Source organism: Paenibacillus sp. BAC0078 (assembly GCF_054483875.1).
On the sequence record NZ_JBTLRW010000005.1, the window covers coordinates 276,986 to 293,912 of the forward strand.

Annotated in this window: 17 protein-coding genes and 2 tRNA genes; 2 read left to right on the forward strand and 17 right to left on the reverse strand. The window is 51.8% G+C overall.

Translation table 11 applies throughout. The annotated features are described in order from the left end of the window. Positions 1 to 3: 3 nt before the first annotated feature. From ACX1DY_RS12535 to ACX1DY_RS12570, 8 genes are all read right to left on the reverse strand, one after another. Entirely contained in the window at positions 4 to 1,059 is a 1,056-nt protein-coding gene (locus ACX1DY_RS12535) for a TadE/TadG family type IV pilus assembly protein (protein ID WP_458964531.1), read from the reverse strand. Between the two features lie 15 nt (positions 1,060 to 1,074). Then, a complete protein-coding gene (locus ACX1DY_RS12540; RefSeq protein ID WP_458964532.1) occupies positions 1,075 to 3,375 on the reverse strand; it encodes a hypothetical protein in 2,301 nt (766 codons plus the stop codon). A gap of 141 nt (positions 3,376 to 3,516) precedes the next feature. Continuing rightward, positions 3,517 to 4,179 (reverse strand): TadE/TadG family type IV pilus assembly protein, encoded by a 663-nt coding sequence (locus ACX1DY_RS12545; RefSeq protein ID WP_458964533.1) that lies wholly within the window; start codon positions 4,177 to 4,179, stop codon positions 3,517 to 3,519. Beyond that, positions 4,176 to 4,367, reverse strand: coding sequence for a Flp1 family type IVb pilin (locus ACX1DY_RS12550; protein ID WP_458964534.1), 192 nt, complete (start codon positions 4,365 to 4,367; stop codon positions 4,176 to 4,178). Before ACX1DY_RS12550 ends, ACX1DY_RS12545 begins: the two co-directional genes overlap by 4 nt. Before the next feature lie 13 nt (positions 4,368 to 4,380). Then, complete coding sequence (locus tag ACX1DY_RS12555; protein WP_458964535.1) at positions 4,381 to 5,253, reverse strand: type II secretion system F family protein; 873 nt, start codon at positions 5,251 to 5,253, stop codon at positions 4,381 to 4,383. Between the two features lie 13 nt (positions 5,254 to 5,266). After that, on the reverse strand, positions 5,267 to 6,127 hold the full coding sequence (locus ACX1DY_RS12560) for a type II secretion system F family protein (RefSeq protein WP_458964536.1): 861 nt from the start codon (positions 6,125 to 6,127) through the stop codon (positions 5,267 to 5,269). Positions 6,128 to 6,132: 5 nt separating this feature from the next. Then, complete coding sequence (locus ACX1DY_RS12565) at positions 6,133 to 7,404, reverse strand: CpaF family protein (RefSeq protein WP_458964537.1); 1,272 nt, start codon at positions 7,402 to 7,404, stop codon at positions 6,133 to 6,135. Next, positions 7,397 to 8,569: a hypothetical protein gene (locus tag ACX1DY_RS12570; protein WP_458964538.1), complete on the reverse strand. Its 1,173-nt coding sequence runs from the start codon at positions 8,567 to 8,569 to the stop codon at positions 7,397 to 7,399. The genes ACX1DY_RS12565 and ACX1DY_RS12570 overlap by 8 nt, the downstream gene beginning before the upstream one ends. A 261-nt stretch (positions 8,570 to 8,830) precedes the next feature. Between ACX1DY_RS12570 and ACX1DY_RS12575 the strand changes: the two genes are divergently transcribed. Further along, entirely contained in the window at positions 8,831 to 10,018 is a 1,188-nt protein-coding gene (locus ACX1DY_RS12575; protein ID WP_458964539.1) for a stalk domain-containing protein, read from the forward strand. A gap of 79 nt (positions 10,019 to 10,097) precedes the next feature. Here ACX1DY_RS12575 and ACX1DY_RS12580 read toward each other — a convergent pair whose 3' ends face one another. Continuing rightward, the gene (locus tag ACX1DY_RS12580) at positions 10,098 to 10,520 is read right to left on the reverse strand and encodes a thiol-disulfide oxidoreductase DCC family protein (protein ID WP_458964540.1); all 423 of its coding nucleotides are present in this window, start codon (positions 10,518 to 10,520) and stop codon (positions 10,098 to 10,100) included. Positions 10,521 to 10,624: 104 nt separating this feature from the next. Then, complete coding sequence (locus ACX1DY_RS12585; protein WP_458964541.1) at positions 10,625 to 10,903, reverse strand: hypothetical protein; 279 nt, start codon at positions 10,901 to 10,903, stop codon at positions 10,625 to 10,627. Positions 10,904 to 11,189: 286 nt separating this feature from the next. Between ACX1DY_RS12585 and ACX1DY_RS12590 the strand changes: the two genes are divergently transcribed. Continuing rightward, positions 11,190 to 11,669 carry a glutathione peroxidase gene (locus ACX1DY_RS12590; RefSeq protein WP_458964542.1) on the forward strand — a complete coding sequence of 160 codons (480 nt, stop codon included), beginning with the start codon at positions 11,190 to 11,192 and terminating at the stop codon, positions 11,667 to 11,669. Positions 11,670 to 11,825: 156 nt separating this feature from the next. Here the strand turns inward: ACX1DY_RS12590 and ACX1DY_RS12595 are convergent. From ACX1DY_RS12595 to ACX1DY_RS12625, 7 genes are all read right to left on the reverse strand, one after another. After that, positions 11,826 to 11,908, reverse strand: a tRNA-Leu gene (locus ACX1DY_RS12595). A 50-nt stretch (positions 11,909 to 11,958) separates the two neighbouring features. Continuing rightward, a tRNA-Glu gene (locus ACX1DY_RS12600) sits at positions 11,959 to 12,033 on the reverse strand. Between the two features lie 163 nt (positions 12,034 to 12,196). Beyond that, positions 12,197 to 13,396 (reverse strand): ABC transporter substrate-binding protein, encoded by a 1,200-nt coding sequence (locus ACX1DY_RS12605; protein WP_458964543.1) that lies wholly within the window; start codon positions 13,394 to 13,396, stop codon positions 12,197 to 12,199. Between the two features lie 73 nt (positions 13,397 to 13,469). Continuing rightward, positions 13,470 to 14,171 carry an ABC transporter ATP-binding protein gene (locus tag ACX1DY_RS12610; protein WP_458964544.1) on the reverse strand — a complete coding sequence of 234 codons (702 nt, stop codon included), beginning with the start codon at positions 14,169 to 14,171 and terminating at the stop codon, positions 13,470 to 13,472. Between the two features lie 5 nt (positions 14,172 to 14,176). Then, complete coding sequence (locus ACX1DY_RS12615; RefSeq protein WP_458964545.1) at positions 14,177 to 14,959, reverse strand: ABC transporter ATP-binding protein; 783 nt, start codon at positions 14,957 to 14,959, stop codon at positions 14,177 to 14,179. After that, complete coding sequence (locus ACX1DY_RS12620) at positions 14,928 to 15,896, reverse strand: branched-chain amino acid ABC transporter permease (protein WP_458964546.1); 969 nt, start codon at positions 15,894 to 15,896, stop codon at positions 14,928 to 14,930. The genes ACX1DY_RS12615 and ACX1DY_RS12620 overlap by 32 nt, the downstream gene beginning before the upstream one ends. A gap of 12 nt (positions 15,897 to 15,908) precedes the next feature. Further along, the gene (locus tag ACX1DY_RS12625; RefSeq protein WP_458964547.1) at positions 15,909 to 16,820 is read right to left on the reverse strand and encodes a branched-chain amino acid ABC transporter permease; all 912 of its coding nucleotides are present in this window, start codon (positions 16,818 to 16,820) and stop codon (positions 15,909 to 15,911) included. Positions 16,821 to 16,927 lie beyond the last annotated feature (107 nt).

Sequence of the window (16,927 nt, forward strand, 5' to 3'; positions counted from 1 at the left end):
AATTCATTTCACTACTGTAAAGGTTGCTTCAAGCGTAGTTCCGTCGTCCAGGCGAATTACAAATGGCCATGAGCCAGGCGTAGTATTAACACCGATTTTCCATTCCCATTCGATATATCCGTTCGCATCCGCCTGCTTCCAGCCCAAATATTTAGCCGTGCTCTGACCGCTCTTATAGAAGATCGACAGATTTGCGGAAGCATTCGGCGGGATTTTAACCCGAATTCTGCCCTGATGATTGGCCACTCCCGGACTCGGCTTCTCCAGAATGACAATGGAGCTGTTCCCCTCTTGAGCTCCCCCATCCCCGCCTTTATCACCTGCCTGGTCGGTATTTCCTATCCACAAGCGTTCAACCGCACTAGCCTCCAGTACAATGCTCTGATTCAGAAAAGGGACCTTCATCGGCAGCTCATAGCTCACCACCAGCCCAAAATATGGACGTGAGCCCTCCTTCAGCTCGGGTATCATCACATTGGAGACATGAATGCGGTCATACTCCAGCCAGTCCGATGCGAGATAAGGCTTCATTACAGGCTTCAGCGCCAAATCCAGCACAGACTGCGACGCCTCTGCCTGCAGCTTCTGCAAAGGGGCTTCGCCCTTCTGCACGGCAGACTTTACCCACTCATCAATAGGCTCCGGGAGATCCGCCACATAGCTCTCACTCCACTCCTCAATCGACAGCCTTGGAATGCTCCAACTGCCCGAAGCCGACCCTGCGCCTCCAGCAGCCTCTGTATTTCCGCTAGAGCTTCCGCTCCCGGAAATACCCGAAGCTCCGGCAGCGGTACCGCCACCCAACTCACCTGATGCAGCCTTCCCGTTTCCCTCTGTACCCCATTTCTGTGCGGCAAGCGCGGCAGGGTACATATGAGTCGAGATCACTTTAACCGTATCCGAAGCGGTGCTCTGCAAGGCAGTCGAATATAAGGTCATCTGCACAATGAAGATCAGAAACAGGACAAACAGCAGAAACATGGGGAGAACCATTGCAGCTTCCACTACCATACTGCCTTCATCTTTTGCCCTCTTTTGCTTCCGGTACCAGCTCCCCACGGTGTCACCCCCATGCTAATAAGAGAAATCGGCTTTCACTGTCCGGTAATATAACTTGCCCTGCACATCACCGGGAAGACCTGCACTGTAGTCGAGCAGCTTCACCACACCCGGCAAAAACCATAACGGCGTCGCCATTTTGATATCCGCCGCCGCATAAGTGAACTTCTCATTCGGATTGCTGCCTGTATTCAGCCGAATCAAGGCCAGCATTCGCGACAACTGCACATCGCCGCCTCCATGCAGAACCAGGAACAAACGCAGGTAATCCCGATAACTCAGCTTGACAGGTATGTACTTGGAGAGCGGAATTTCGCCATCCTTGCATAACAGCAGCATATCCTGTACCGCCTGCTCGACTCCGTATAGAAGCGCCGCAGCCAAGATTAACAACGGATTACCTAGAGCAGCCTTTTCTGAAAGACCCTCCATAGTTCGTATAGCCAGACGCGTTGCAAAAATCTCCCCATAAGCTGCCGCTATATTCCCGCCGGGATTATAGAAGCCATATAGGATATACTCCAGCTCTTGGGCATTAGGATCAAGCTGATCTGCGAGCAGCCCCACTGCATCACCTATAGAGCCTGAAGTTAGACCGCTTAATTTCGAAGGATCAAAGGCCGGAAAATACAGCGCCGAATATTCGGTTTGGAATAGCCTGTCCCTGGCTCCCTCCAGCACATCACCCATTGCAGCGTAAAGACCGTCCATTTTGCTCATGGATGATCTTCCTGCCGAATAAGGATTTGTACTTGCGGGTTCCGCTGCACTTTCCTGATCCAATCCTTTGTTAAAAGCAAGACTCTCCTCATAATATTGACGCAGCGTCTGATACCGCTTCATGGCTTCTCCCGCGCTATCGCTCAGCCCGCGGATCTGGTCCAGCAGCTTCATGGCATCACCCAGCTTGCCCTTGGCCTCCTGCTCAATTTGCTTGCGCTGGCTGTCTGATGTGCGATGCGCTTCGATCTGAGCGGCTTCAGCCGCAATAACCGTCCCATTGCTGCCATAATCCCGTATATAGCTGCTTATAGCTTGTGAAGCGGCCAGAACAGTGTTAACCATAAGAGAAAGCTCCGCATTATAACCCGTTGCTGCCCCCAAGCTCCCAGGCAGCCCGGACACCGCCGGCCCCACCGCCTGCGATGCTCCCTTCTGTGCAGATAAATTATTCTCCAGAGTGCCGATATCACTGTCCGTAAGAATAAGTGAATCCTCCTGTTCGCGCAGCTTTTTAATAGGATCGGCACTTAGCTCTGCCGTACTGTCTGGAATATCCCAATCCCGCGCGGCATCCTTCGCATCATCCGGTCCGTTGTTCCTGGCCTGCTCCAGTAAGCTCTTCATCTGTGCATTCAAGGTTTTGACCTGCTCAAGCGCAGACCCGGCATCCTCCATGAATTGGTCGTGTTCTTTTTGAAAATCAGACAGGGCAGCAGGAATCCGTGAAATCAGCTCAGCGGATTGCTGTGAATAAAGTGCCAGAATACTTCCGTACTGTGCAGACTCGTCTTCATCACGATACAAATCGGCATAATATTTACCGACATAATCGTTGTACATAGCCGGGATATCCGCAGCCGAAGTGATATTTCCCACTGCGATAGACCCAATGCTGTCGCCGGGGGGATTCATGACCAGCTCCTGCAGCGCTTTTCCGCTATCTGCGGCCTGCTTCCGCCGCTTCAGCATCAGATCCAGCGCTTCCTCGCGCTCATCATATAAGGGCTGGAGCTTACTAAGCATCTTCGTTGTCCGTGAAGCCTCTCCCATAACCGCAGACAGCGGCTTGAACTTCCCGGCCAGCTCCAGGGCAAAATCAATCGGCGCCTTATATTTCATCTCCTCAACAATTTGCCGGCGAAAGATATCATAGCTGCCAAGCGGACGACTCCAGCTCAGAGATGCGGAATCCAGCTTCACCGGCAGCAAATTAAAAGCATCGCCGCGTCCGCTCTCATAAAGATTATCATTCAGCACTCCGGCCAATAGCTGGTCGCCGTCACTGCCACCGAAGGCAAACAACCCATACTTGTCCTTGAGTTCAATATCGTATGAAGACATCACTGAACGGACACCAGCCCTCGCCAATCGCTCCTCCTGCACATTCACAGCGGCAATCCGCGCATAGTCAATCAGCACAGCGGAGAACAGAAATACAAAAGCCAGCACCATAATCAGAAATATAGAGACCGAGCCATCTGTCCTGTGAATCCAGCGATGATTCCAGCTATGATTCCAGATCCTGTTGATCGGGCTTCCGTTCCCCTGACTTCTGCCAAATTGTCTACTGCTAACCCGACCTATAATAGTCAAACTCCCGTTTTTCTTTCGCCTTATCCGTTCGCCAAAGCCCCCCTCTAGCTTCACACCTTATCCACGCCCTTTCCTCACTCTTTCCTGCTGCATTTCTTCCTCCCGAGACTCTTCCCGCCTGCCGCATGCAATACCATTTGCTTACTTCAGTTTGGTCATCATCATAGCAGCATTTTTCTTCTCCATGCCTGTCCCTGACTTGGCATTCTGCGTGCCGCCCTTGAATTTGGCACCATAATAGCGCATCAGGTCTACGGTACGAATAAATTCCACTGGCTCAGCAACCACAGACTGGGCAGTCACCTCAGGACTAGCCTTGTCAGCCAGCAGCCCATCCAGCACGGGCAGATTCAGCACCCGCTTCAGCTCTGCGCTTACCTTTCGGCCGGTGAGACTGTAGGCGTACTTCATCTCTCCCGGCATATTGGCCGGAACCATCCCGGAGGACCGCTGAAGCTTAACCGCGGCTAATGCGCCTCCACCTTCGGCGGCAGGAAGTGTTATTGTAACTGCACCGTTATCCGCCCCCACACCGAACAAAGAAGATAACAGGCCATCATCGCCAATTCGCCAGTACAGAGAATCATATTGTCCGATGGCAAAAGAGCCCTCTTTCGCCTTGCTGCTATTATCCCAATTGAAGGCTGCGCGTTCTGTAGCGGCTGAAGCCACCTGCAGCAGCATCGACTTCTGATAGCTGTACAGACAGAAGAACAGCAGCAGCATAGTGATGAACATAATAATCGGCAGCAGCATAGAGGCTTCTATGGTAAAGCTGCCTTCGTCCTTTTGAAGTGCAATCACTCGAATACTTCCTGACTCTTGTCTCCCGCCGTGCTGATCAAGGATTTGACCACTTTCACAATCTCCTCACGGAATACCAGCACTACCGCAATCAACACCGCAATAATCAGGATCATCTCCAGCGTGCCCAGCCCTTCCTCATCCTTCCAAAAGCCCTTTGCAGCTTCCACAACCGTTAAACTCATCATCAGCTTCATCCTCCTACATTTTTAGCATCATGAACGCCGGTGTCCCCACCAGCACAATTACAATTAAAAAGATAACCACCATCGGGAAAACCAGCTTCGAAGAAGCCTGCTCCCCGCGTGTCCGGCTGATCGCCTTCCGCTTCTCCCACAGCATCCGCGAAAGGTCGCGCAGCGACAAAACAAAGTCCGCCCCGCCTCTGCGGTAATTGAGGAGCACTGTAGTCGTGAACAGCGACACCTCCTGCACCGCGCAGCGCTTGCTGAAATTCTCAAACGCCTGCTGAAACGAATAGCCGCTCTCCCATTCACTGGTCATGGTTCGCAGTTCCTTATGCAGCGGATGTGAACTGTCTTCTTTCCGGCTGTCCACACAGCGGACAATCGCCCGCTGCACCGTCTCTCCCGCACCCACCAGCAGCACAATGCTGTTCAGCAGCTCCGGCAGCTCCAGTAAAATATTCTGCTCCCGCAGCCTTACCTTCTTATGCAAATCGCTGACCAGCGCCACCGGAAGGATTGCCGCCAGCACTGCTCCCAGAAGAATCCCGGCCTTCTCCCCGCTGAACAGGGTGAGTGTGCTTCCAGCCACCAGGAACAGCCAGCTGTAGCTGAACATCTCGCCCATGAAGAGCAGCGTCCGCTCTGCACTGTGGCGGTTTCCATAGGTCCGCTGCAGCGAGCGCTGAATCCTGAACATCACCGAAGGGACATAACTGCCGAGCTTCCCCTTCTCTATCAGCAAAAGAATAGGCTCTCCAAGCCTGCGAAGCCGCAGCCCTTCCACCCTCAATCCGCGCAGCCCGGCATAGCGGTTGCCACATTTCAGGCGCAGGAACGCCCAGCCGAGTGTGAGCGCCAACATGATGGCGCCGCATACCCAAATCATCTTTTCACCCCCTTCACAGCGGAATATCCATGATTTTGGAGGTCCAGAGATAACATAGAAACAAGCTGCCAAGTGCCAGTGTGGAGATTGCAATTCCTGCACCGGTATACATAGGCTCCATATAATCCCCTGCTGTCAGACTCATAAACGCCACCATAACAAGAGGCGATACCAGCAAAGCCTTGGCTTCGAATTTCTTCTGGGCGATGCTGACGGCGATATCCTGCTTAATATCCAGCTTCTCCCCGATGATCGTTGAGGTCCGGCGCACGATCTCCACCAGGTCACCTCCTGTCCGCTTGCAGACAGAGAACACGTCGGCGAACCGTTCAACATCGTCCATGCCGGCCCGTTTGCTGAAATCATGCAGCGCTTCTTCCACCGGCTGGCCATACTCCATGCGCGCGCAGATAATATTCAGCTCAGAGATCATATCGCTGCCGCCCTCCGGGTCGAGCATGAGCAGGTCCTGCACCGCTTCACGAAAAGCATTCTCGACGGAACGGCCTGCAGACAGCGAAGAAGAGAGTGAGAATAACGTCATCTTGAATTGCAGATTCAGTGCGGCACGCCGCCGGCGGAGCAGATAGTCGCGCAGCATTCGCGGCGCATATGCCCCGCCCGGGACCAGCAGCAGAGACAGCAGAACATTGTGGTAGAAAAGAAACCCAATACCCCAGAGTAGCCCCCCTCCTGCCAGCAATGACAGGATTCTTTGCAGCGAAGTTAACGTGTACACCGTATAATCCGGCAATTGCACCTGGCTTCCACGAGCACGGGCAGCCTCCTCCGCTGATTGAGTGCCTTCCGGCCTGCCTTTGAGGGCAAAGAATTTTCTTCCAGCCTTCCGCGAACGCTGCACCTTCTTGTTCAAAATATTCAGATCACCCCCTCCTCCTTCTTCTGAACTCCGGCACTAAACCGGGACAACGGATAGTCGTGAACCCCAGCCATCCTCAGCTTGTAGTCATGCATAAGCGGATTCCCGCAAGCGACAAGACCTCCCTGCACCCGCCCGCCTCTCTCCCCTGCTTCCCGGAACTCATACAGCGGGCTCAGCGCCACCTCCCCGTCCTGCAGACCAATGACCTCACAGATTTCCACCACCCGCCGCGAACGGTCCCGCAGCCGCGACAGATGCACGAAAATATCTATCGCCGAACCGATCTGCTGGCGGACCACCGCGACAGGCAGATCGGCTGCACTCAGCACCATAGTCTCCAGGCGGCTGAGCATATCCCGCGCACTGTTCGAGTGGCCCGTACTAAGCGATCCATCATGTCCTGTGTTCATCGCCTGCAGCATATCGAGGCATTCCGCTCCCCGGACCTCCCCGACCACAATGCGGTTGGGGCGCATACGCAGCGAGGAGCGGATCAGGTCCCGGATGGTAATCTCGCCGCGGCCTTCCGTATTGGCATTTCTCGTCTCCAGCGAGACGAGGTTAGGCACGGTCACAATCTGCAGCTCGGCGGAATCCTCTACTGTAATGACACGCTCCTGCGGCGGAATGAACTGGGACAAGGCGTTCAGAAAGGTTGTCTTGCCCGAGCCGGTGCCCCCGCTGATAAAAATGTTGTATTTGGCAGCCACCAATATTTGCAGCAGCTCCGCCGCTTCCCCGCTTAACGCCTCACGGCGGATCAGTTCACTCATCGTCATCGGCGTTTCGGGAAATTTGCGGATGGTCATCGCCGGACCCTTCAGTGAAACCGGCGGCAGAACGATATTGACGCGAGAGCCATCCTTCAGCCGGGCATCCACGATTGGCGAAGAGTCGTTCACCACACGGTTCACACCGGAGACCACGGACTGGATAATATCCTCCAGCCTGCTTCTGGATTCAAAAGCCAGCGGCAACCGGCGGATGTGTCCGTCCTCCTCAACAAAAATCTCATCATGACTGTTGATCATAATCTCGGTAATCGCCGGATTATCCACCAGCGGCTGCAGCACATCCAGTCCACGGAAGGAATCGAACAGCCTCTTGACCAATTCATGCTTCTCCTGGGCGGTCAAATACCGCAGACTGTCGCGCTCTAGAATCGTCCGCTCAATATGAGCCGTAAGCTCGCGGTTCCCCACAGCGGAGGTAACATCAAGCCCTGACCGGATATCGCTGCGTAGTTCTCTGAACATCTCTTCATTCATAGAGGCTTCCGGTAAAAACACGCGGCAGCGCCGGCTCAACGAATTCCGTGCAAATCTGCAGCACCCCAGCCACAAATTGCGGCGAATTCAGGCTAAGCTCCCCGTGATGCGGCAGCGCCCAGGATGGGATGTAAGGTAGGACGGCATCAATTCTGATTTCCACAGGCATAGCCCTGTCATACGCTGAATCCGCTGCGAAATTCATAACAAATCTGCTCTTGTCCGGCACCTCCTGCAGCTTGCCTGAATTCGGATTGCTGCAATGTCCGAGCCACCTAGCCGTCTTATACAGACTGGCCTCATCATTCCTCAGCACCCACAGCAGAATGCCGCATCTCTGCAAAACAGCCTGGGCCCGCTCCTCCTCAATGCTTCCGGTATCTACAATTACGACATCATATCGTCCCGCTGCAGACAGCCGCTCCAATAGATCCAGCGTATCCGCAAGCGACATCTGCAGCATTTCCTTGAAATTCGCTACAGGTCTGAAGGAATCACTCCGAAGACTGTCCTGCCGCACAGCATATCTTTCCAGTGCAAGCCTGTCCGGCGCGGCCTCACCCTCCTCTCCTCCGCTTGCCTTCAGTTCATACAGCAGACGTTCCAGCCCTGGGGAATTTCCAGCCGGCATCCGCAGCACCAATGCACTGCTGTCCACACTTTCCAGGTTCAGATAAAAAACCGACAGACCCAGTCCGCCAAGCTGTTTGGCCAAATTTAGCGCAAGCGTGGTTTTGCCGCTGCTTCCGCTGGCCGAGACCACACCCAGAAGCAGCGTCTCTTCCTTCGGAGTGGAGGATGCCCTGCTTCGCTTCACATCACATAACCGGAGTATGGACTCCAGCAGTGACGGCAGCGACTGGTATTTGGCAATAACCTGACCGCCTGCCAGACTCCCGTGCTGCTTGCCCGAAATCTCCCCGGCTTCGCTCAGAACCGCCCACGGAACCGTGCTTCTCCCTTCCACGAGCCAAGCCTCGATAAAAGAAGGATCGCCTACAACAGCATCGGGAACCTCCTCTCCCCTCATAAATTCCACAAAGGTATCCAGCCGGCTAAACGCCGTGATCCGCAGCATTCCTCCATACTCGCTGTGATGAACGTAATGCAGCAATGGCTCAATATATTGACTCTCCCGCACGGCGAGCACGATCCTTGCCGCCATATAACCCCTCTCCTTTCCGCATAAAAGAACGCAAAAAAGCACCGCCAATAACCGTGAGATACGGTCATTGAACGGTGCTTCCGTTACTATTCCTATAATTTACAGCTATAGTAGCATATATATAAGAGCACAGCAATAGCTTTTTTAAAATTGTCGTTTTATAGCCCGCGCAGGATATTCCAATATCCGTCACTTCCCTGTATAATTCATACGTCCATTATTTACCTGGACCAAGATCATAATAAAGGAGCACATCTCACCATGAAGCTAGTACCTGGTTTTCTCGCCGTACTCACCTTGTCCGGTGCCATCAGCCTTTCGGCAGCCGCTGCAGAGCGGCCCATCACAGTCCAGATTGATCAGCAGAAGCTGAACCTGACCACCAATGCACCGGTTAAAGATCACGACTCCATCCTCATTCCTATGCGGCCCATTTTTGAGAAACTGGGGCTGAACCTGGTGTGGAACGCCAAAACAGGCACCATTACAGCAGCAAAGGAAGGCCTGACGATCACACTGCAGATTGGCAGCAAAAAAGCGAGCGTGAACGGAACCGTTAAGCAACTGGCAACCGCTCCCAAAATGATCAACAATGTCACCTACGTGCCTCTGCGTTTTGTCAGCGAAGCGACAGGAAACAGCGTCACCTGGAATGCGGCAGCAAATACCGTTGAAATCAAAAGCAATCAGAGCAGCGCGGACACCAAAGGGATTGCGGAGCTTTTCGACAAATATGTCACCTACTCCAACAAGGGCAATTCCGAAGGCTTCATAAGCCTCATTGATCCGAAATCACCGCTTGCCGCAGCAGGTCCACAGCTCAAGCAGCAGATGAATACCTTCACTACTACCACAGCGATTGTCCAGATGGACATTATTGATGTGCAGGCCAAGGAAGCGACCGTACATACGATTGAGACGACAGATAAAGTCAGCGGCCCCTTCATGTTGAATTCGAAATCGGAATATGTATATTCTCTTACCAGGAATGCAGATAACTCCGGCTGGCTGATCAGCAGCATCCAAATCAAAGGAATCCAATATATCCTCCCGGATGCTATGCTGAAAGCGGATATTACAGTTCCAAAAGCGGATGAGGATCAAATCAAGGCCACGCTGCAAGCCAACACGGATTATACCAACAAAGAAGACATGGACGGCATGCTGTCCACCATTGACGAAACTTCCGCAGCCTACGAGCAAACCAAGCAGACCTATAAACAGATCTTCCAGGCCTATGATTTAGAGACAACCGTGGAGTCCTCCAAAATCATTAGTTATTCAGATAATGAAGCCGCAATATATACCGTAGTTACAGTTAAAAAGCTAAAAGGACCGCAGTTCAACGATTCCCGGGTCAAAGCCGTCACCACGCTGAAAAAATCGGCGGACGGCAAGTGGAAGCTGGTGCAGACCTACAACCTCAATGTTGAAGCGTTGACCAAGTAAGGCGAACTGATCTTTTTCCCGTCAAAAAAACAAGCAGGCCCCAAACCGGGGTCTGCTGCTTGTTTTTACCCATAAGCACTCATAAAAACCTCCTCCGGATCTCCGGTGTCGGCACCAGGCACTGCTCATCACGGCCAAACCAGCGGTAACGGTTCCTGGCTACAAACCTGTACATGGCATCACGCAGCGGGCGGGGAACAATCATGAATACATACGCAACCGGCCACGGAAATCGCAGCCTGCGGGCTATCCGCAGCACTGCAGCAGACTCCGTATAACAAACTCCATTCTCCAGCAGCACTACCGTACTCAGCCCGTCGGGCGTAAGCCCATTATCAATCATCAGCTCACGGGAAATCTCACTCTGCAAAGGGGCGAACAGGAATCTGCCCTTGGGATCACGCGGAATAATGAACCGGACCAGCCCCTGGCACAAATGACACACCCCATCAATCAGCACAACGGACTTGCCCTCTATAGCTGTAATCCGTTCTTCCTCCACTGTCCCCACCCCTTTCTGATAATCATAGTATATCCCTGAGCGCTCCTCTTAAAAAAACAAAAACGCGGGATAAGCTCCCGCGCCATCGTAATCCGTCCATGTAATTATTCGGCAATCGCCTTGTCAATCCATTCATTCCCGATCATTTGCCCTTCGAAATCAGCGGTGAAGGCTTCCATACATCTGCAGATAAAATCTTTGCGGCAAACCGGACAAGGCGTCTTGAGCAGGCGGCTGATGTTCGTCATTTTCCATTCCGGAAACCGATTGTAGAACGCGCGGCACTCCGTTCCGTCAGCGAGCTTAACAATGAACTCGTACAATCCTTCCTTATCATTGCTGCTGGCTTTGGTCACATTCGTAATATTCGGTCTATAAGACATCTTCATCACCCATTATTTAAATTTTTGGTAGTTAATAGCACACGCGACATTAACAGATACTTAGACATAGTAAAGAATTTTAGGGGTGATGTCAACCAAAGTACGCTTTACTGCCGGCTATTTATTATTCTTCCTTATTTCTGCGTCTCTATTTAGACATTATTCCCAGGAACATGCCCCCATAGCCTTACTCAGGGTTCAAATTTTCATGGGTTAGCGACTTGATTCTTAAAATAAATAGTGTACAATTAAATTGTTATAAATATATGTGCGGGAGGTATTACTCATGAGTATTTATGATTTTGAAGTGAATACCCTGCGGGGCCAGGAAGAAACGCTCTTCAAGTACAAAGGCAAAGTGCTGCTCGTCGTGAACACAGCCAGCAAGTGCGGATTTACACCTCAGTATAAAGGTCTTCAAGAAGTGTACGATAAGTTCAAGGACCGCGGTTTTGAAGTGCTGGGCTTTCCGAGCAACCAGTTTGCCGGACAGGAGCCTGGAGACAGTGAGGACATCGCCGAATTCTGCGAAATCAACTATGGTGTAACCTTCCCGATGTATGAAAAAATTGATGTAAAAGGCAACGAAGCGCATCCGCTGTTCAAATATCTGTCCAAAGAAGCACCAGGCGTCCTGGGCTCGAAAAGCGTCAAATGGAATTTCACCAAGTTTCTGGTGGACCAGGAGGGCCGTGTGCTGAAGCGGTTTGCCCCGCAAACCACCCCGGATCAGATTGAAGCGGACATCGCCAAACTGCTGGGTTAATCTCGGGCCGCCACACGCCAAAAGATACTCTTCACGCGCGGCCATTGCCGAGTGCGAAGAGTATCTTTTTTTTGCAGAATATGCGCCTGCGCCAGTTGCTAAAATACATACAAAAAAAGCCCTTCTCACGAAGGACTTTGCTCTGTTCTTACTATATGCGGTAGAGAGGACTCGAACCTCCACGGGTATACACCCACTACCCCCTCAAGATAGCGTGTCTGCCATTCCACCACTACCGCATATGCTCCAACGAACCTCTGGGTTCTCATCCCAAAACTCGAAGAAGAAATGGTGACTCGTATGGGATTCGAACCCATGTTACCTCCGTGAAAGGGAGGTGTCTTAACCCCTTGACCAACGAGCCATATTAACAAGTATGTCCTTGTCACAACAAAAATGAGTATATCAAACTCCGAGGATTTTGACAAGATGTTTTTTTGGGAGATGTCTTTTTCAGGCGCAGCAAAGAAAATACGGAGGGCAGAAACCCTCCGCAATAGACCAACCGGACCCTCGGATTTTAACTCTTAAGGATTGACCTTGGTTTCGAAAGTTTGTTTTCCATCAACGAATTTCAGAACAACAGCCGCTTTAACCGGGTCATGGGACTCGTTCAGCGTAATTTTGCCGGTAGCCAGCTGCAAATCCTTGGTCGCTGCCAAAGCGTCCTTGATCTTGGCAGGGTCAGCCTCACCCGCACGGGAAATTGCATCGGCAACCAGCTTCAGCGCATCATAGCCCAGAGCTGCCATGCCGTCCGGCACCGCGCCGCCATTGGCTGCTTTGTAGGCGTCAACGAAAGATTTGACTTCTGTGGCAGTATCCTCCGGCGAGTAGTGATTGGACATGTAAGTGTCCTTCAGCGCATCTGCACCAGCTATTTCCGCAAGCTGCGGGGAATCCCAGCCATCGCCGCCCAGGAACGGAGCAGTGATGCCCATTTCACGGGCCTGCTTCAGGATTTTACCCACCTCTTCATAATAGCCCGGCAGATAAATAACATCCGGGTTCGCGGCCTTGATCCGTGTCAGCACGGCTTTGAAGTCAGAATCCTTTTGCTGGTAAGACTCTTGGCTCAGCACCTCTCCGCCTTTTGACTTGAAGGTTTCTTCAAAAAACTTCTGCAGACCTTTGGAATAGTCACTCGAAGTATCGGTGTAGATTACCGCTGTTTTGGCTTTCAGGGAGTCTGTTGCAAAGTTTGCCATAACCTGCCCTTGGAAAGGATCAATGAAGGCCGCGCGGAACACCCATTCATTCACTTTGCTGGTACGTTCGTCAACCGTAACCTTAGGGTTGGTAGCTCCCACTGAAACGAGCGGAATTTTCTTTTCTGTGGCTACAGGAACGATACCCAAAGTATTCGTCGATGTGGAGGCTCCGATGATCGTCACAACCTTATCATTGGTTATCAGCTTCTGGGCAACCTGTGTGGCTTCCTCAGATTTCGAGGCATTATCGGCTACAATAAGCTCCAGCTTCTTGCCGAGTATACCGCCTGCGTCGTTGATCTGCTGCACCGCCAGCTTCGCGCCCTTTGATGCGGAGTCGCCAAAAGAAGCCTGGCCGCCTGTAAGCTCAAGGTCAGCACCGATTTTGATGGTATCCCCGCCAGCATTGCCTCCACTTGCAGAGTTGCCGCTGCTCTCTTTGTTGTTGCTGCCACAGCCCGAAGCTAATACCGCTATCAGTACCGTCGACAAAATAATGGCCCCAATTTTCTTCATAGTTTCTCCCAGCCTCCCGAATAAATAAATTTTATATATGTTGTTTCTGTGATGTTACATGCAGGCTACGGCACTAATGTCCGAGGTATGCCATTTTGATTTCCTCCGAATCAGCCAATTCCTTGGCGTCGCCTTCCAGCACCACTCTTCCGGTTTCCAGCACATAAGCGCGGTGGGCGATTTTTAGTGCCTGATGCGCATTTTGCTCAACCAGCAGCACTGTCGTGCCGGCAGCATTAACTTCCTTGATGATGTTGAAAATATCCTGTACCAGCAGCGGGGCCAGGCCCATGGATGGTTCATCGAGAAGCAGCAGCTTAGGGTGGCCCATAAGTGCCCGCCCCATAGCCAGCATCTGCTGCTCGCCGCCGGATAAGGTGCCGGCCTGCTGCTTTTTACGCTCCAGAAGCTTCGGGAAGGTCGTGTAGACTTTTTCAAAATCAGCCGGGAGGCTTGTGGAATCCTGCAAGTAAGCGCCAAGCTCCAGATTCTCCTCTACCGACATATTAGCGAATACGCGCCGTCCTTCGGGACAATGAATCAAGCCCTCCTTAACGATGGCCTGAACACTTTGGCCGGTGATTGATTTATCCAGAAAGTCGATGCTGCCCATCTTCGGCTTAAGCAGCCCTGAAAGTGTCTTGAGCAGCGTAGATTTGCCGGCACCATTGGCACCGATCAGCGTCACAATTTCTCCTTGTTTGACTTCAATGCTAAGCTCTTTCAGAGCATGAATAGCCCCATAATAAACGTTGATTCCTTGTACCTTCAGCATAGCCCTTACGCCTCCTGTCCCAAATACGCTTCGATAACCTTGGGATTACTGCGAATCTCCAGAGGCGTCCCCTCTGCAATCAGCATGCCGCGGTCGAGCACATAAATCCGGTCGCATACTCCCATCACAAGCGACATATCGTGCTCAATCAGGAGAATGGTAAGGTCAAATTCCTTGCGAATCCAGGCGATCAGGTTCATCAGATCACGCGTTTCATTCGGGTTCATGCCTGCTGCCGGCTCATCAAGCAATAGCAGCCTGGGACCGGCGGCAAGCGCCCGGGCGATTTCAAGACGCCGCTGATTTCCATAGCTGAGATTGCTGGCAACCTCTTCGCTCTGGTCAGCAAGATTGAATATTTTCAGAATATCCATAGCCTTCCGCGTAATTTCGTCCTCTTCCTTGAAATGCTTCGGCAACCGGAGCATGGAGGTGAGCAGAGAGTGTCCGGCATGCTGGTGAAAGGCAATTTTGACATTTTCCAATACGGTCATTGATGTGAACAGCCGAATGTTCTGAAAGGTCCGTGCGGCTCCCTTGTGGTTAATCTTATAGGGCTTCATACCGCCGATGGATTCGTTGTTAAGGATGATGCTGCCTGTAGAGGGCGGGTATACCCCTGTCAGCAAATTGAACAGCGTTGTTTTCCCGGCACCGTTAGGCCCGATCAGGCCAATCAGCTCACCCCGGTCAATATGAAGGGACACTTCACACAGCGCCTTAAGTCCACCAAAAGATCGGCTAGCCTCCTTAACATCAAGAAGTACTGCTGCCTTTGATTGCGTCATTTGACTCTGCCTCCTTTTTACCGAACTTGCCCAGCGAAAATTTAGTACTGCCAAGCAGGCCGCTTGGACGGAAGATCATCATCAGGATCAGCACAATCGAATAAATAATCATCCGCCATTCCGGGACTTCACGCAGATAGGTGTACAGCAGGGTAACGAATACCGCGCCAACGATGGAGCCGGCGGTACTGCCGAGCCCCCCGAGCACAACCATAACGATGATTTCGAAGGACTTCAGGAAGTTAAAGCTCCCTGGAGTAATCACGTAGAACGTATGCGCGGACAATCCGCCCGCAATACCGGCGAACAAAGCGCCGATGGTAAAAGCGATAATTTTGTAGCGTGTCGTATTAATCCCCATCGCCTCAGCGGCAATTTCATTCTCACGTATCGCAATACAGGCCCGGCCGTGGGTGGATCTGATAAAGTTATTGATCACTACAACCGTAATCAAGGTGAATAAGAACAGCAGGGTCCATGTGGTTTTGGCCGGAATGCCGCTAAGCCCGGAAGCCCCGCCTACGTATTCCGTGTTCAGCATAATGATGCGGATAATCTCACCGAACCCAAGGGTGGCAATCGCCAGATAGTCGCCATTGAGCCGCAGTGTAGGCATACCGATCAAGACCCCAAACACCGCTGCCACTAGCCCGCTGGCAATAATCGCCGCAATGAATGGAACATTGTAATCCAGCGTCAGGATAGCCGAGGTATACGCCCCCACTGACATAAACCCTGCATGACCGATGGAAAATTGTCCGGTGATCCCTGTAATCAAGTTGAGCGATACCGCAAGCATGATGTTGACACCGATCAACAGCAGTGTGGATCTGTTCACATCACTGAGAATTCCTGTTGTTAGCAGAACTTGTACAATGGCATAGAACGCGAGAGCAACAATAATGCCGACCCAGAAATTTTTGTTCAGCTTTTTCACGCCGCTCCCCTCCTATACTTTCTCCCGGACATTCTTGCCGAACAGCCCGGATGGTCTAAAGATAAGGATCAGGATCAGCACGGCAAAAGCCACACCGTCACGCCAGGAGGAAAATCCGAGTGAAGAAATTTCCGTCTCTACCGTTCCAAGCAGCAATCCGCCTACAAGCGCTCCCGGGATACTTCCGATTCCGCCGAGTACCGCAGCTACAAAAGCTTTAAGACCTGGCATAACGCCCATCAAAGGATCCACCGTGTTATAAGTCATGCCAAAAATCACGCCTGCCGCTGCTGCAAGTGCCGAACCGATAGCAAAGGTTGCCGAAATGGTGCGATCCACGTTGATCCCCATCAGGCGAGCCGCCTCCACATCGAACGATACCGCCCGCATCGCTTTGCCAGTTTTGGTGTAATGGACAATATATTGCAGGATAATCATAAGAATTATCGTTGTTAGAAGAATCATTACTTGGTTCGATTCCACTTGAATGGATGAGCCGAACAAGGTGTATTGCTTCTTCTCCATAATATCCGGGAAGCCTTTAGCCTGCGGCCCAAGAAGGAGCACTCCGGTATACTCCAGTAAAAAGGATACGCCAATCGCGGTAATCAATGCTGCAATACGCGTCGACTTGCGGAGCGGTTTGTAGGCCAGCCTCTCAATCGTGATGCCCAGCAGCGCGCTCACCGTCATCGAAATGACAAGTGACAGCAGCAAGACGACCACCGGGGGCAAACCTGCGTTTGCCAGATAACCCGCGCTGTACAATCCGATAAAAGAACCCACCATAAATACATCGCCATGCGCAAAATTAATCAGCTTGATAATGCCGTAGACCATCGTGTACCCCAGGGCGATCAGAGCATAAATGCTGCCTACGGAAATCCCGTTAATTAATTGCTGAATGAAATACTCCAACGCCATCCCCTCTTCCTATAAATATCCATAATACCCTTTCTTTTTCCTTGGATTCTTTTTATTCAATTTCATTTTTATGTCATTTATACTAACACATACCCACAATCCCGTCA

Excerpts from the sequence above, each read along its gene's own strand:
- ACX1DY_RS12550 (WP_458964534.1), bottom strand. The coding sequence starts at position 4,367 with ATGATGAGTTTAACGGTTGTGGAAGCTGCAAAGGGCTTTTGGAAGGAT.
- ACX1DY_RS12555 (WP_458964535.1), bottom strand. The coding sequence starts at position 5,253 with ATGATTTGGGTATGCGGCGCCATCATGTTGGCGCTCACACTCGGCTGG.
- ACX1DY_RS12565 (WP_458964537.1), bottom strand. The coding sequence starts at position 7,404 with ATGAATGAAGAGATGTTCAGAGAACTACGCAGCGATATCCGGTCAGGG.
- ACX1DY_RS12570 (WP_458964538.1), bottom strand. The coding sequence starts at position 8,569 with ATGGCGGCAAGGATCGTGCTCGCCGTGCGGGAGAGTCAATATATTGAG.
- ACX1DY_RS12575 (WP_458964539.1), top strand. The coding sequence starts at position 8,831 with ATGAAGCTAGTACCTGGTTTTCTCGCCGTACTCACCTTGTCCGGTGCC.
- ACX1DY_RS12585 (WP_458964541.1), bottom strand. The coding sequence starts at position 10,903 with ATGTCTTATAGACCGAATATTACGAATGTGACCAAAGCCAGCAGCAAT.
- ACX1DY_RS12590 (WP_458964542.1), top strand. The coding sequence starts at position 11,190 with ATGAGTATTTATGATTTTGAAGTGAATACCCTGCGGGGCCAGGAAGAA.
- ACX1DY_RS12605 (WP_458964543.1), bottom strand. The coding sequence starts at position 13,396 with ATGAAGAAAATTGGGGCCATTATTTTGTCGACGGTACTGATAGCGGTA.
- ACX1DY_RS12610 (WP_458964544.1), bottom strand. The coding sequence starts at position 14,171 with ATGCTGAAGGTACAAGGAATCAACGTTTATTATGGGGCTATTCATGCT.
- ACX1DY_RS12615 (WP_458964545.1), bottom strand. The coding sequence starts at position 14,959 with ATGACGCAATCAAAGGCAGCAGTACTTCTTGATGTTAAGGAGGCTAGC.
- ACX1DY_RS12625 (WP_458964547.1), bottom strand. The coding sequence starts at position 16,820 with ATGGCGTTGGAGTATTTCATTCAGCAATTAATTAACGGGATTTCCGTA.